A 15,161-nucleotide genomic window follows, 5' to 3' on the forward strand; every position below is an offset into this window, starting at 1 on the left:
CTGGGGGACTACTCGGGGGTTTCCTCGAGTGCGTGGGCCACGAGCGACAGGAGGGTCTCGATCACCGAGATCCGACGGCGCGCATCCATGATCATTACAGGTATGTGCACGGGGATCGTCAATGCCTCCCGCACGTCCTCCGGTTCGAACCGCTCACTGCCGTCGAAGTGGTTGACCGCGACGATGTACGGCAGTCCGCAGCTCTCGAAGTAGTCGAGCGCCGGGAAGCAGTCCTTGAGGCGGCGGGTGTCGGCCATGACGACGGCGCCGATCGCGCCGCGCACCAGGTCGTCCCACATGAACCAGAACCGCTGCTGGCCCGGCGTGCCGAACAGGTAGAGCACCAGGTCGTCGTCGAGTGTGAGGCGGCCGAAGTCCATGGCCACGGTGGTGGTCAGCTTGCCGGGCGTGGCGGTGAGGTCGTCGTGCTCCTCGCTCGCCTCGGTCATCAGCGCCTCGGTCTGCAGGGGCGTGATCTCCGAGACGGCGGTGACCAGGGTGGTCTTGCCGACGCCGAAACCGCCCGCCACGACTATCTTCGTGGCGATGGGGGCGCGCGTGCGGTCCGTCTGCCAGGGCTGTACGGGCCCCTCTTCGGCGAGGAGCGGGGAGACACCGCGAGCGGCGTCAGAGACGACGGAGTCCACTCAGCACCCTTTCCAGCAGAGCGCGGTCCGGACGGCCCGAGCCGTGACCGGTACCTGTTCCGTACACGCGTATCTTGCCCTGGTCCGCGAGGTCGCTGAGCAGCACGCGGACCACGCCGAGCGGCATCTTCAGCAGCGCGGCGATCTCGGCCACCGTGCGCATGCGGCGGCACAGTTCGACGATGGCCAGCATCTCGGGCATGACCCGGGGGCCGACGGTGTTGTGCGTCAGCTCCTTGCGCTCCTCGGGGGCCTCCAGCGCGGCCACGAACGTCTCCACGAGGAGGACGTGGCCGAAGCGCGTACGGCCACCGGTGAGCGAGTAGGGGCGGACGCGGGCGGGCTTGCGGTCGCCGCCGCGCATGGGGAGCTTCTTCGGCGCACCGCTCATCGGGGGCTCCCGGCGGAGTCCTGCTCCAGGGATTTGCGGAGCTCGCTGCGGAGTTCGGGGGTCAGGACGTGGCCGGCACGGCCGACGAACAGGGCCATGTGGTAGGCCACCACGCTCATGTCGCAGTCCGCGGAGCCGTGCACGCCGAGGAGCGAGCCGTCGCTGATCGACATCACGAAGAGGCTGCCTTCTTCCATCGCGACCATCGTGTGTTTCACGGTGCCGGAGTCCATCAGCTTGGCCGCGCCGATGGTGAGGCTGCCGATGCCGGAGACGATGGTGGCCAGGTCGGCGGAGGAGCCTCGGGGGCCGGTGGGCCTGGCTCCGCGGGTCTGGCGGGCCTCGTCGTTGCGGCCGGGGTCGGAGGAGAGCAGGAGCAGGCCGTCCGAGGAGACCACCGCTACTGACTGGATGCCCGGCACCTCCTCGACCAGGTTCGTCAGCAGCCAGTGCAGGTTACGGGCTTCACTGCTCAGTCCGAAGGTACTGGGCGCGGTCAACTGCTTGCCTCCTCGACAGTGCCCCCCGTGGCTTCTTCGGATACGGCGTGTACGGCGTGTTCGGTGGTCGGCACCTGGTTCTGCGCCGTCTGTTCGGCGATCTCCGCCTCTACGTCGCGGTAGCCGGCCTGGGCGCCTTGGCGGAACCCGCCGAGTCTCCTGCGGAGTGCCTCCGCGTCTATGGAGCCGCTGCGCGGGCGGGGTGGGGCGGTGGGGGTGGTGATCTTGGGGGTGCGCTTGGGGAGGCCCTTGGCGGTGAGGGGTTCCTCGTCGGACGCACGGGAGTGCTCGGCCTCCGCCTCGGCTTCGCCTCCGGCAGGGAGTGTGCTCCCACCCGCACCACCCGTGACAGCTTCGTCGTCGGGTGCGGGTGGCCCCGGTGGGGCGAACTCGCCGTCACCGGCTGCGCGTTGGGGGTGAAGCGGGCGCGGCTCGGGGGCGGGCTGGAGGTGGGCCGCATCGGGTGCGGGCTGCGGGTGGCTCTGGGCAGTCTCGGGTGCGGGCTGCGGGTGAGCCTGAGCTGCCTCGGGCGCGGGCTGCGGGTGAGCCTCGGCTGCCTCGGGCGCGGGGTGCCCAGGGTTCTCCGGCGTCTCGGCACTCGGCTGACCGTGGCTCTGAGCCGTATCGGCTGCCGACTGGGAAGGGCTCGCTGCCTCATCGGCCGTCGGCTCGCCAAGAGCCTCCGCCGAATTGGTCGCCGGCCGGCCAAAGGCCTGCCCCGCGTCCGCCGCTGCCTGCCCAAGTCCCTCCGCCGGATCGGCCGGCGATCGGCCAAGAGCAAGCGCCGCATCCGGCGCCGGCCGGCCATCGGCCTCGACCGCTTCGGCTGCCGACTGGCCGAGGCTCTCTGCTGTCCCGGCCGCCGACCCGCCGCGAACCTCCACCAGATCGGCTGCCGGATCGCCATGACCCTCGATCACCCCGGCTTCCGACTGACCAAGGTCCCCCGTCACCTCGGCCCCCGCTCCGCCGTGAACCTCCACCCCGGGCACCGGAAGCAGCAGTTCCATCGTCGTCTCGACCGGCGGGACTTCGGGCGACGGGTGGGGTTCGGCGGGGGCCGCCGGGGGCTTCTGGCTCGGCTCCGGGACGGTGGCGGGGGCTTCCGGGGACGGGCGGTTCTGCAGTGCCTTTTCCGCCAGGGCCACCAGCGGGTCGGTGGACTTCGAGCGGCCGTACAAGACGTTGGAGTTGGCCTCCGCGTCCGCGCCCGGGAGGGAGAAGGTCTGGGTGGTGCCGGGGGCGGGGGTGGAGGAGGACGGGACCGCGGACGGCTGGGCCGATGCCAGGAGGGGCTTCGGCAGGACCACGACCGCGGTGACGCCGCCCTGCTTCTGTTCGCGCAGCTGGACGCGGACGCCGTGGCGGTGGGCGAGGCGTGCGACGACGTAGAGGCCGAGGCCCAGGCCCTCCTCGCCCTCGTGGTCGTAGGGGGAGTCCGGGTCGAACTCGGCGAGGCGGGTGTTGAGGCGGGACATGCGCTCGTCGGTCATGCCGATGCCCTCGTCCTGGACGGAGAGCATGACCTCGCCGTTCTCCAGGAGCCAGCCGGAGACCTCGACGGGCACGTCGGGCGGGGAGAACGCGGTGGCGTTCTCCATCAGTTCGGCCAGGAGGTGCGACAGGTCGTCCGCGGCGAAGCCCGCGACATGCGCGTGCGGCGGCAGCACGGCTATGCGGACGCGCTCGTACCGCTCGATCTCGCTGACCGCGGCGCGGACGACGTCGACGAGCGGGACGGGGTGCGCGCTCTGCTGGACGTGTTCGGTGCCGGCGAGGACGAGGAGGTTCTCGCTGTGCCGGCGCATCACCGTGGCGAAGTGGTCGAGCTTGAAGAGGGTGGCGAGGCGGTCCGGGTCGTGCTCGCGCTCCTCCAGGCCCTCGATGACGGCAAGTTGGCGTTCGACCAGGCCCAGGGTGCGCAGGGCGAGGTTCACGAACGTGCCGCCGATGCTCTCGCGCAGCCGCTCCAACTGGGCTGCGGAGTCGGCGAGTTCGGTGCGCAACTCCTCGCGGGCGTCGGCCATCTTCTGGCGCTGGCCGACCAGGTGCTTGCGGTCGGCCTCCAGGGTGGCGATGCGCTCGTGCAGGGCGGCAGCCTGTGCGTGCAGGGCGTTGACGGAGCGGACGACCTGCGCGAACTCGTCGTCGCGGCCGGTGAAGGTGATCGCTTCCTCGGCCGCGGGGTCCGCCGAATCGGCGAGGCGGGCCGAGCCGCGGCGCAGGACGGAGAGCGGGCGCGTGAGGGTGCGGGCCATCGCCGTGGCGACACCGACGGCGAGCAGCATGAGGGCGCCGAGGACGGCGATGCGCATCTCCAGCGCGCTGACGTCGTCGTCGCGCAGCTGGGCGAGGTCCTTGGTGCGACGGTCGAAGAGGGCGGACTCCGCGCCGCGCATGGCGTCGATGCGGGCGGAGAGCGCGGCGTCGACCTTCGTGGCGCTGGTGCCGAGTTCGGACGTGCTCAGCGTCGGCTGGTCGGTGAGGACGGCGAGGTACTTGTCGGCGGAGTTGACCTCGGGACCGGTGACCGTGGAGTCGTACGAGGTCCGGGCGGCCTTGGTGGCGGTCTCGTGGAAGTCGGCGAGGGCCGCGTCGGAGCGCAGCCGGGCCTGCTGGGCGGCGGCGCTCAGCGCGTTGCGCTGCCTCGTGTCGGCGGCCGAGGAGGTGGTGACCGTGGTCGCCAGGCCGGTGGTGGGGTTGATGACGCTCTGGGTGGACGTCGGCACGTTGAGGGCCGCGAGGAGGAGCCCGCGGGCGGCGGCCGACTGCTGCACGGCGGAGTCCAGCTCGGCGAGGGCGTATGCGCCCGATCCGGCCCGCGGCGGCATCTGCTCGGCCAACTGCTCGGCGAGCCGGTGCAGTTCGGTGATGGCGGCGGAGTAGGCGTCGTGCGCCTCGATGGCGGTGCTCTTCCCGGTGAGGGCGGAGCGGCGCAGGGCGGCGATGCCGTCGAGGTCACCGCGCAGGGAAGGAGGCGTGTCGGTGTTCTCCCGCAGGTCCTCGACCTGCCGGTCGACGCGGGCGCTCGACTGCTCGGCGGGCGCCTTGGACTTGGGCCGGCCTGCGGCGATGTACGAGGTCACCTCGTCCCGCTCGTCGGCGAGCGAGTGGGCCAGGCCCAGGGCGTCCTGGGTCTGCTCGGCGAGCGTCACCAGGTCCTGGGAGTCCTTGAGTTGGCCGGAGGCGGCGAGGACGGAGGGCGCTCCGGCCCCGGCGATGGCGGCGGCCACGACGGCCACGGCGACGACGAGCCGGTTGCGTACATGGGTGGGCCGGCCCTTGCCGGTGGTGGTGCCGGTGCTGCCGGGCGTGCCCTCCACGCCCGCTGCGGGATCCGTCTGCTTGCCTGTGCGACGAGGCCGCGTCTTCTGCACCGGTGCTCGCATTCCTGACTCGTGATACTCATGGGCCCGGGTGACGCTCCGTCAACTGAAGCCGACCGTGCGTACCCCCGGTACGGTCCCCGACCCTCCCAGTGCCGGTGAGCAGTGGCCGAGCATCACCTGACCCGCCACCCGAAGGAGTGAACATCGGAGGGGAGTTGGCGAGCAAGTTCCTCGGACGTATGCGATGACCTTGCGCGGCGGGCCGGTTGGACGTCCGCGCCGGGCGGTGGCACTATTCGCCGACACGGGTTCCCGGAACAACGGATTCCACCCCAAACCAGGCGTCTGACCTGCGCGAGTGCGCCAATTCGGCGACCAATGCCAGCCTTTGGCGACCCTTGTGAAGACGTCGTGCAGACTGGCCGAATGCGTACGGAACTTGTCTCGGAGCCCGGCGATCCCGCCCGCCCCAACGAGGACTTCGCCTCGGTGGCCCTGCCCGCTTCCGGCCAGGGCGGCGCCCTCGTCGTCCTGGACGGAGTGACGCCCCCGCGCGGCGAGACGGGCTGTCTGCATTCGGTCCCCTGGTACGTCGCGCGCCTGGGCGGCGCCCTGACCGAACTGACCGTTTCGCTCCCGGATGTTCCGCTGCCGCAGGCCCTCTCCCGCGCCATCGCCCGCACCGCGTCGGCGCACGCCGCCACCTGTGACCTTTCTCACCCACGCACACCGCAGGCAACGGTGGTGGTGGCGCGGTGGTCGCCGCAGACGGTCGAGTACCTGGTCCTGTCGGACTCGGCACTCCTGGTCGAGTCGTCGGAGGGCTCGGTCGCGTCCCTCCTGGACGACCGGCTGTCCCGGCTGCCCCGTTCCTCCCTGGCGACCGACGCCCTGGTCGACTCCACCGTCCGCAACAAGGAGGGCGGCTTCTTCACCGCGGCGGCGGATCCGTCGGTGGCGGAGCGGGCGGTGACGGGCGTGCTGCCTCGCGGAGACGTCCGCGCGCTGGCGGCGCTGACCGACGGGGCCACGCGGTGGGTGGAGAAGTTCCGCGAGGGGGACTGGGCGGACTGCTTCCGGCTCGTACGGAAGGAGGGGGCGGGGGCGCTGGTGGGGCGGGTGCGCAGGCTGGAAGCCGCGGACACGGAACGGGTGTTCCTGCGGCGGAGCAAGACACACGACGACGCGACGGTGGTCCACGTGGAGCTGTGACGCCCCCGGCCCACGGCCCGGGCGCCCCGGCGCTCCCTTGCCCCTACTTCTCCATCACGCGGTTCAACTGCCCGAGCAGCCGGGCCAGTTCGGACACCTCCCGGCGGTCCCAGTGGGTCAGCTGGCTCACGTACCGGGCCCGGCGGGCCTCGCGTACCTTTGTCACCCGCTTGCGGCCCTCGTCCGTGAGGTGGACCAGCCAGGCCCGGCCGTCCGCCGGGTCGGGTTCGCGGGCGACCAGGCCGAGGTCCTCCAGGGCGCGGAGCTGCCGGGACATGGTCGCCTTGCCCACGCCGATGTACGCGGCGAGCTCGGTCGCGCGCTGGCGGCCGAGTTCGTCGAGGCGGATCAGCAGGCCGTACGCCGCCGGCTCCAGGTCGGGGTGGACCTCGCGGGCCATCTCGCCCTGGTTGGCGCGGGCGCGCCGGAACAGGACCGTCAGTTCGCGCTCCAGCGACAGGTACTCCTGGTCGGCACCGCTCGCCGACAACTCCGCCGGGAGCCGGCGCTCGTCCCCGTTTCCACCTTCGTGCACGTCAGCCCCTGCCTCGGTTTCCCGATCCTGAAAGTTTCCGCCGAACCCCGTCGTTACCGCAGCTCCACCAGTATTTCGCAGGGCTAGACCAACGGCAGCCTCCGGCCCCTCTTCCCACCCGCTCTTCTACGTGCGTAGCTTCATTACGAGACCGACGGCTGGCATGCACACGCCAGTCCCATGTGGCCCCGCACTGGCCCCCACGCAGCATCTCCGAGCATCACCGAGCCTTCGGAGGCACGCCATGCCCGTGCACAGACCCGGATCGGTACGCCCCCGGCGCCTCTTCCTCGCCGGGCTCCTGCTCGCCGCCCTCCCTCTCGCCCTCGCCGTCCCCGCCTCCGCCGCGGACACACCCGCCCGCGGCTCCGCCCGCATGGGCATGGGCGTCCTCGCCCACGACGGCCAGAACGGCACGCCCTGGGCCACTGCGGCCGTCCAGACGGAGGGCGTCGACGTCTCCGGCCATCAGGGCAACGTCGCCTGGTCGACCCTGTGGAGCAGCGGGGTCAAGTGGGCCTACACGAAGGCGACCGAGGGGACGTACTACACGAACCCCTACTTCGCCCAGCAGTACAACGGCTCGTACAACGTCGGCATGATCCGCGGTGCGTACCACTTCGCCACCCCGGACACCACGAGCGGTGCCACGCAGGCCAACTATTTCGTCGACCACGGCGGCGGCTGGTCCAAGGACGGCAAGACCCTCCCCGGCGTCCTCGACATCGAGTGGAATCCGTACGGCGACGCCTGCTACGGCAAGTCGGCGAGCGCGATGGTCGGCTGGATCGCCGACTTCCTGAACACGTACAAGGCGCGCACGGGCCGGGATGCCGTGATCTACACGGCGACCAGCTGGTGGACCGACTGCACCGGGAACTACGGCGGCTTCGCGTCCGCCAACCCGCTGTGGATCGCGCGGTACGCGTCGGACCCCGGCACGCTGCCCGCCGGCTGGAGCTACTACACGATGTGGCAGTACACCTCGTCGGGGCCGACCGTCGGGGACCACGACAAGTTCAACGGGGCCCTGGACCGGGTGGTCGCCCTCGCCAACGGCTGACCCTCCCCCGTACGCACAAGACGAAGGCCCGGGCCTCCCTCACGGGACCCGGGCCTTGCCTGTCCGATGGCGTCCGTCACGCCGCCACCGGAACCTTCGGCGTCACGCCGCCACCGGAACCTCCCGCGTCGCGGCGCTCGTGGCGGGCGCGAGGGCCAGTTCCAGGACCTGGCGGACGTCCGTCACGGCGTGGACGTCGAGCTTGTCCAGCACCTCCGCGGGGACGTCGTCCAGGTCGGGTTCGTTGCGCTTGGGGATGACGACCGTGGTGACGCCCGCCCGGTGCGCGGCGAGCAGCTTCTGCTTCACGCCGCCGATGGGCAGGACCCGGCCGGTCAGCGAGACCTCGCCGGTCATCGCCACGTCCGTGCGGACCAGGCGGCCGGACAGGAGCGACGCCAGGGCCGTCGTCATCGTGACGCCCGCGCTCGGGCCGTCCTTCGGGACCGCGCCCGCCGGGAAGTGGATGTGGACGCCGCGGTCCTTGAGGTCCGCGACCGGCAGCTCCAGTTCCGCGCCGTGGCTGCGCAGGAAGCTCAGCGCGATCTGTGCCGACTCCTTCATCACGTCGCCGAGCTGGCCCGTGAGGGTCAGACCCGCCGCGCCCGTCTCCGGGTCGGCGAGGGACGCCTCCACGAAGAGGACGTCTCCGCCCGCTCCGGTGACCGCGAGGCCCGTCGCCACACCCGGGACCGCCGTACGGCGCTCGGCCGGGTCGGTGGCGGACTCGGGCACGTGGTGCGGCCGGCCGATCAGGGCGCGCAGATCGCCGTCCGTGATGGTGAACGGCAGGTCCCGGTCGCCCAGTTCGTGCTGGGCCGCGACCTTGCGGAGCAGCCGGGCGATGGACCGCTCCAGGGTGCGCACGCCCGCCTCGCGGGTGTACTCGCCGGCGAGCTTGCGCAGCGCGCTCTCATCCAGGGCCACCTCGTCCTTGTCCAGACCCGCCCGCTCCAGCTGGCGCGGAAGCAGGTGGTCGCGGGCGATGACGACCTTCTCGTCCTCGGTGTAGCCGTCGAGGCGAACCAGCTCCATACGGTCGAGCAGGGCCTCCGGGATGGCCTCCAGGACGTTCGCCGTGGCGAGGAACACCACGTCGCTCAGGTCGAGTTCGACCTCCAGGTAGTGGTCGCGGAAGGTGTGGTTCTGCGCCGGGTCCAGGACCTCCAGGAGGGCGGCCGCGGGGTCGCCGCGGAAGTCGGAGCCCACCTTGTCGATCTCGTCCAGCAGGACCACCGGGTTCATCGACCCGGCCTCCTTGATGGCGCGGACGACACGGCCGGGCAGCGCGCCGACGTACGTACGCCGGTGGCCGCGGATCTCCGCCTCGTCCCGCACGCCACCGAGGGCGACGCGGACGAACTTGCGGCCCATGGCGTGCGCGACGGACTCGCCGAGCGAGGTCTTGCCGACGCCGGGCGGGCCGACCAGGGCCAGCACGGCGCCTCCGCGCCGGCCGCCGATCACGCCGAGACCGCGGTCACTGCGGCGCTTGCGCACCGCCAGGTACTCGGTGATCCGCTCCTTCACGTCCTCCAGTCCGGAGTGCTCGGCGTCGAGGACGGCCTTCGCGCCCTGGATGTCGTAGACGTCCTCGGTCCGTTCGTTCCACGGCAATTCGAGGACGGTGTCCAGCCAGGTGCGGATCCAGGAGCCCTCGGGGGACTGGTCGCTGGACCGCTCCAGCTTGTCGACCTCCTTGAGGGCGGCCTCCCGTACGTTCTCCGGCAGGTCGGCGGCCTCCACGCGGGCGCGGTAGTCGTCGGACTCCTCGCCGTCCTGCTCGCCGTTCAGGTCGCGCAGTTCCTTGCGTACGGCTTCCAGCTGGCGGCGGAGCAGGAACTCGCGCTGCTGCTTGTCGACGCCCTCCTGGACGTCCTTGGCGATGGTCTCGGCGACGTCCTGCTCGGCGAGGTGGTCGCGCAGCTGCTGGGTGGCGAGCTTGAGACGGGCGACCGGGTCGGCGGTCTCGAGCAGCTCGATCTTCTGGTCGGTGGTGAGGAAGGGCGAGTATCCGGAGTTGTCCGCGAGCGTGGAGACGTCGTCGATGGCCTGCACGCGGTCCACGACCTGCCAGGCGGCGCGCTTGCGCAGCCAGGCGGTGGCGAGGGCCTTGTACTCCTTGACCAGTTCGGTGACGTGACCGGGCTGCGGCTCGGGCACGCTCTCGTCGATCCTCGTCCCCTCGACCCACAGCGCCGCGCCCGGCCCTGTGGTGCCGGCGCCGATACGCACCCGGCCGCGGCCGCGGATCAGGGCGCCCGGGTCGCCGTCGGCCAGCCGGCCGACCTGCTCGACGGTGCCGAGCACTCCCGTGCCCGGGTACGTCCCGTCGATGCGTGGCACCAGCAGGACCCTGGGCTTGCCCGGCTCGGACCGGGCGGCGGCCTGGGCGGCCTCCACAGCGGCGCGTACGTCGGGGTCGTTCAGGTCCAGCGGCACCACCATGCCGGGCAGCACGACCTCGTCGTCGAGTGGCAGCACGGGCAAAGTGAGCGGTGTGGACGTCGAAGCCATGATCTACCCTCCGGCAGTCAAGTTGAGTTACATCGACTCAATGCACGGGGCTCCGCGAATGTTCCCGGGGTGACGTTCGCTGTCAGCGATCGGGGTGTTGCTGCCTGCGTCGGCCGGGCCACCGCTCCCGGACTCCCGCTCCGGCCTGGTCGCCCTGATCCTCAAACGCCGGACGGGCCGAGATGCATCCCCGTTCACAGGAAGGGCCTGCAAACTGCAAGCTCGTTCACAGGGGGAAGCGCATGAGCGAGGAACAGCGGCGGGGGCCCGCCCGGCGTGCCGTGATCGCGGGGGCGGCCGTGGTGGCGGCAGGGGCAGCCGTACCCCTCGTCGTGCGGGCGGTGGGCGGCGACGGCTCCGGCACCGCCGGGCCCACCGGGAGCACCCCCGCCGCCAACGCGGCCCGCCGTACCGCCGCCCCGGCCACGAGCCGGGCCCCGTCCCCGACCCCCAGTCGCCGCCCCCGATCCGACCACCGCCCCAACATCCTGCTCGTCCTCACCGACGACCAGCCGAAGGAGACGGACTGGGCACTCCCCCGGACCCTCGACTGGCTCGGCGGAAACGGCGTCACCTTCGGGCGCGCACACGCCAACACCCCGCTGTGCGCGCCCTCCCGCGCCTCGATCATGTCGGGGCGGTACGCCCACAACCACGGCGTCCTCGACACCCAGCACCCCTACCACCTGGACCAACGCACCACCGTGCAGCGGCAGTTGCACGAGGCCGGCTACCGCACGGGCCTGTTCGGCAAGTACCTCAACTTCTGGCACACCGGCGACAACCCGCCGCACTTCGACGAGTGGCTGCTCCAGGAACCGGTGGCGTACTACAACGGCCACTACAACGACAACGGGACCGTCCGGAACCTCCCCGGCTACAACACCGCCGTCATCAAGGACCGCGCCCTCGCCTTCATCGAGGCCTCCCGCGTCGACGAGCGGCCCTGGTTCGCGTACGTCGCCACGCGCAGCGCGCACGAACTGAACATCCCTGAGCGGCGGTACGCCCACGCGCGCGTGCCCTACTGGGAGGGGCGGTCCTCCGTCTTCGAGCGCGACAAGGCCGACAAGCCGCCGTTCCTGCGCAGGGCGCACCACTCCTTCGCCCAGGGAAAGGCCCTGCGCGAACGCCAGTTGCGCACCCTGCTCTCGGTGGACGACGCGATGCGCGACTTCCGCACGAAGCTGCGCTCGCTCGGCCAGTTGGAGAACACCCTGGTGCTGTTCACCAGCGACCACGGCCTGTGCTGGGGCGACCACGGCTGGCTGCGCAAGTCGGTACCGTACCGGCCGAGCCTGGAGGTGCCCTTCCAGCTGTCGTGGCCGGCCGGCGGCTTCGGATCGGGCAGCGGCGACGACCGGCTCACCGGCCACGTCGACATCGCGCCCACGTTCCTGGACGCGGCCGGCATCACCCCGGACACCCCGCACGACGGCCACTCCCTGCTCGACCGGCGCAACGACCGCACCCACCTGCTCGCCGAGTGGTGGTGGAACCAGCAGGACAAACAGCCGATCCACACCTGGGCGTCGTACATCGGCAAGGCGGAGCAGTACACCGAGTACTACCGGACACGCCTCGACAAGAGGGGCCGTCCGCAGGGCAGTGGGGAGGTGCTGTTCCGGGAGTACTACGACCTCGCCAAAGACCCCTGTCAGCTCGCCAACCGGCTGCACGGGGCGAGCGAGGAACAGGAGCGCGGGCTCGGCGTTCCAGGCCTGGCCCGCGGACTGGCCGCGGCCCGCACGGCGGGTTCCAAGGGCTCCTAGGCCGCCCGTCCCGCCCGGTACCAGCGCCTGATCAGCGGCCACGTCGCCATGCCTATCGACAGCGAGATCAGATGGCCCCAGTTGGTCATCGGGTCCGTGAACTCGATCAGGTCCTGGACCAGCATCCCGCCGAACAGGACCAGCACCGGCCAGCGCAGCCACGGCGTGAGCAGCCCGGCCAGGGCGCCGACGCTGGCGGCCACCCCGAAGCTGATGCCGTAGTCGAGGCGGTGCAGGGAGCTGTCGGGGAGGTGGCCCACCAGGACCGCGAGACCCACCGGGCCCTCGGTCGCGAGGGTGGCCAGGACATGCCCGAGCAGGAAGACGACGGCCGTGCGCGCCCCGCCTATCCGCCGCTCCAGGGCGGTCAGGACGACCAGGAAGACGACCACGTACGGCGAGGTGATCCCGCCCGCGATCCACAGCGCGCTGGCCAGCAGCACCAGCACGGGCGTCTGCACGAGGTGCGCCACGTCGGTGCTGGAGGCCTGGTGCAGCGTGTGGACGAGGGAGGGGGCGGCGTACGCGGTGATCAGTGAGGTGAGGGCCAGAACGGCCGCGTAGCCGAAGGTGAACGGCGTTCCGGTGGGGGTGGGCAGGAGGCGCCAGGGGCGGACGGTACGGACCGCGGGGACGGGCGCCGGCACCGTGGTCGCGCCGGTCGCCGTGGCTCTCGCCGAGCCGCGCTGACGCGGCATGCCGTCCAGGAGTTCGCAGGCGTCCGGAAGGCGCGCGGCGTCGGGACGGGACGCGGCCAAGGGTTCCGCTTCGGCCGTCGCGGTCGGTTCCACGGTGAGGCACTCCTTCCGTTCACCCCACCCTTTCGCAATCCCACGGGTCGCTGTCTATGACAGAGGCCACGAAAGCGGCGATTCACAGCAACCTTTAAGGCTTTTTCCACGTCCGCCCGGCATTTGCGCGCCCACCGCTTTTCCGCGCTCCACGCTTTTCCCGCGCCGGGGACAGCCGGGGACAGTTCGGGGACAGCCGCGGACCTACGCGTCCGAGGGCAGTCCCGCCCCCGTCACCGTGAGCGACCGAAGCACCCGATCCAGGTACGCCCGCATCCGCCCGACCATGTCGAACCCCTTGGGGTCGAGCACCCATTGCAGCTGCAGTCCGTCCATCACGGCCGCGAGTTCCTGCGACACCGCCACGAGGTCGGTGCCGGGCTTCAGTTCGCCGGCGTCGACGGCCCGCCGCAGCGTGGCCGAGGTGTGCTCCACGAGTTTGGCGTACCGCTCGGTGAAGTAGGCGTGCGCGGGGTGGTCGGGGTCGCCCGCCTCCGCGGCGAGGACGTTGAACATGCGGGTGCGGCCGAGCCGTTGGCTGTTGTACTCGGCGAGCCGGGCGATGGTCGCGAAGCACTCGGTGGCCGAGACGAAGTCGCGGGAGAAGAACTTCTCCCCGTCGGCCCGGTCGATGCGCGCGAGAACCTGCACCAGCAAATCCTCCTTGCTGCGGAAGTGGTGCAGCAGCCCGCCCTGGGTGATCCCGACATCCTTGGCGATCCGGGCCAGGGAGGAGGCGTGGAAGCCCCACTGCGCGAAGTGCTCGACGGCGGCGTCGAGGATCCGCAGCCGCCGCTCGTCACCCACGGCGTACGTCCCGCGGCCTGGGCCTTTGCGCGGAGGGCGGCTCTCCTTGTCGACCATGACCGTCACGATAGCCCGGCTGCGGGCACGCCGGTCCTGGCGTACGGCACGCGCGCGTGACCGTCGGTTACACGAGTAATCACCGCCTTCTTTTCAAGCCATGTGCACGGTGATTCAGGCCACGCGACCAAAACCTACTACCCACTCGGTTTTGCTGCTTCCCTGATCGGGCCGGCGCGGCAACGAAGCCGCCCCCGTCCCCAGGAGTCGCCATGGCCCTGAGCCACGACGCGCCGCTCGACGAGACGCCCTCCCCAGCGCTCGAATCCGCTCGCGCGGGTGAACCCCCGTCGTCCACCGGGCATCCCCTGCCGTCTGCGCCCGCCAGCCTCGTCCTCGCGCTCGTCCTCGCGCAGTTCGGCGCCTATCTCGCCGTGCTCACCCCGGTGATGGTGACCCTCGCCCTGCGGGTCGCCCAGATCGTGCCGGAGGCGGACCGCGGTGCCGCGCTCGGCCAGGTGCTCTCGGTCGGCGCCCTGCTGGCGATGATCGGCAACCCGGTCTTCGGCGCCCTCTCCGACCGCACCACCAGCCGCTTCGGCCGCCGTCGACCCTGGCTGATCGGCGGCATGGTGACCGGTTTCGCCGGTCTGCTGGTCGTGGCCCTCGGCACCGGAGTCCCGGCGCTCATGGCCGGCTGGGCGCTGGCCCAACTCGGCATCAACGCCGCCCTGGCCGCGCTCACGTCCACCGTCCCGGACCTGATCCCGCCGCATCAGCAGGCCCGCGTCTCCGGCCTGGTCGGCAGCACGATCTCCCTGTCGATGATCGGCGGTTCGGCGCTGGCCCAGCTGTTCTCCGGCTCCATGGCCCTCGCCTTCCTCGTCCCCGGCGTCATCGGGATCGGCGCGGTCGGCTACCTGGCCGCCGTGATGAAGGACCGCCCGGCCCGCGCCGGCGCCTTCGCGCCGTACTCCGTCAAGGAGTTCCTGCGCAGCTTCTGGGTCAGCCCGCGCAGGCACCCGGACTTCGCGTGGAACTTCGCCGGCCGCTTCCTGGTCTTCACGGGCGCCTCCTGCGTGACCAGCTACCAGGTCTACTTCCTGATGGACCGTCTCGGGTACGACAGCGCCCAGGTGACCGGCAAGGTCTTCACCGGCACCCTGGCCATGGTCGCCGCGACCGTCCTGGGCTCCCTGCTCGGCGGTCTGCTCTCCGACAGGTCCGGCCGCCGCAAGCCGTACGTCCTGGGCGCCTCGCTCGTGATGGCCGTCAGCCTCGCGATGATCGCCTCGGCCCAGACCTTCGGCACGTACGTCGCCGCGCTGGTCGTCTTCGGTCTCGGCGAAGGCCTGTATCTGTCGGTCGACATGGCGCTCGCCGCGGCCGTCCTGCCCAATCCCGAGGAGTCCGCCAAGGACATGGGCGTCCTCAACATCGGCAACGCCCTCCCCCAGTCCCTCGTCCCCATCGTCGCCCCGGCGCTCCTCGCGATCGGCGGCGGCGGCAACTACGGCGCGCTGTTCCTGTTCGGGGCGATCGCCGCCGTACTGGGCGCGCTCGCCGTCCAGTTCGTCCGCTCGGTCAAGTAGATCCCGTC

General features: G+C 71.5%; 12 protein-coding genes. 4 read left to right on the forward strand and 8 right to left on the reverse strand.

The features are described from left to right. Positions 1 to 8 precede the first annotated feature (8 nt). The 4 genes from OG303_RS17920 to OG303_RS17935 are packed head-to-tail and all read right to left on the reverse strand — an operon-like array spanning position 9 to position 4,915. A complete protein-coding gene (locus OG303_RS17920) occupies positions 9 to 647 on the reverse strand; it encodes a GTP-binding protein (RefSeq protein ID WP_405869396.1) in 639 nt (212 codons plus the stop codon). Further along, positions 628 to 1,038 carry a DUF742 domain-containing protein gene (locus OG303_RS17925; RefSeq protein WP_405869397.1) on the reverse strand — a complete coding sequence of 137 codons (411 nt, stop codon included), beginning with the start codon at positions 1,036 to 1,038 and terminating at the stop codon, positions 628 to 630. Before OG303_RS17925 ends, OG303_RS17920 begins: the two co-directional genes overlap by 20 nt. Further along, the gene (locus OG303_RS17930) at positions 1,035 to 1,538 is read right to left on the reverse strand and encodes a roadblock/LC7 domain-containing protein (protein ID WP_405869398.1); all 504 of its coding nucleotides are present in this window, start codon (positions 1,536 to 1,538) and stop codon (positions 1,035 to 1,037) included. The genes OG303_RS17925 and OG303_RS17930 overlap by 4 nt, the downstream gene beginning before the upstream one ends. Further along, positions 1,535 to 4,915: a nitrate- and nitrite sensing domain-containing protein gene (locus OG303_RS17935; protein ID WP_405869399.1), complete on the reverse strand. Its 3,381-nt coding sequence runs from the start codon at positions 4,913 to 4,915 to the stop codon at positions 1,535 to 1,537. The genes OG303_RS17930 and OG303_RS17935 overlap by 4 nt, the downstream gene beginning before the upstream one ends. A 378-nt stretch (positions 4,916 to 5,293) precedes the next feature. Between OG303_RS17935 and OG303_RS17940 the strand changes: the two genes are divergently transcribed. After that, positions 5,294 to 6,079: a protein phosphatase 2C domain-containing protein gene (locus tag OG303_RS17940; protein WP_405869400.1), complete on the forward strand. Its 786-nt coding sequence runs from the start codon at positions 5,294 to 5,296 to the stop codon at positions 6,077 to 6,079. Between the two features lie 43 nt (positions 6,080 to 6,122). Here OG303_RS17940 and OG303_RS17945 read toward each other — a convergent pair whose 3' ends face one another. After that, positions 6,123 to 6,614: a MarR family winged helix-turn-helix transcriptional regulator gene (locus OG303_RS17945; protein ID WP_405869401.1), complete on the reverse strand. Its 492-nt coding sequence runs from the start codon at positions 6,612 to 6,614 to the stop codon at positions 6,123 to 6,125. 244 nt (positions 6,615 to 6,858) lie between these two features. Here OG303_RS17945 and OG303_RS17950 point away from each other — a divergent pair, with 244 nt between their 5' ends. Then, the gene (locus OG303_RS17950; RefSeq protein WP_405869402.1) at positions 6,859 to 7,677 is read left to right on the forward strand and encodes a lysozyme; all 819 of its coding nucleotides are present in this window, start codon (positions 6,859 to 6,861) and stop codon (positions 7,675 to 7,677) included. A 102-nt stretch (positions 7,678 to 7,779) separates the two neighbouring features. Here OG303_RS17950 and lon read toward each other — a convergent pair whose 3' ends face one another. Then, entirely contained in the window at positions 7,780 to 10,194 is a 2,415-nt protein-coding gene (gene lon, locus OG303_RS17955) for an endopeptidase La (protein WP_405869403.1), read from the reverse strand. Positions 10,195 to 10,436: 242 nt separating this feature from the next. Between lon and OG303_RS17960 the strand changes: the two genes are divergently transcribed. After that, a complete protein-coding gene (locus OG303_RS17960) occupies positions 10,437 to 11,966 on the forward strand; it encodes a sulfatase (RefSeq protein ID WP_405869404.1) in 1,530 nt (509 codons plus the stop codon). Here the strand turns inward: OG303_RS17960 and OG303_RS17965 are convergent. Next, a complete protein-coding gene (locus tag OG303_RS17965; protein WP_405869405.1) occupies positions 11,963 to 12,757 on the reverse strand; it encodes a rhomboid-like protein in 795 nt (264 codons plus the stop codon). The genes OG303_RS17960 and OG303_RS17965 overlap by 4 nt on opposite strands. A 204-nt stretch (positions 12,758 to 12,961) precedes the next feature. Beyond that, on the reverse strand, positions 12,962 to 13,621 hold the full coding sequence (locus OG303_RS17970) for a TetR/AcrR family transcriptional regulator (RefSeq protein WP_405869406.1): 660 nt from the start codon (positions 13,619 to 13,621) through the stop codon (positions 12,962 to 12,964). A gap of 212 nt (positions 13,622 to 13,833) precedes the next feature. On the opposite strand from OG303_RS17970, the gene OG303_RS17975 reads away from it, so the two are divergent. Next, on the forward strand, positions 13,834 to 15,153 hold the full coding sequence (locus tag OG303_RS17975; RefSeq protein ID WP_405869407.1) for an MFS transporter: 1,320 nt from the start codon (positions 13,834 to 13,836) through the stop codon (positions 15,151 to 15,153). Positions 15,154 to 15,161: the final 8 nt, after the last annotated feature.

Source organism: Streptomyces sp. NBC_00005 (genome assembly GCF_045160215.1).
GTDB lineage: Bacteria > Actinomycetota > Actinomycetes > Streptomycetales > Streptomycetaceae > Streptomyces.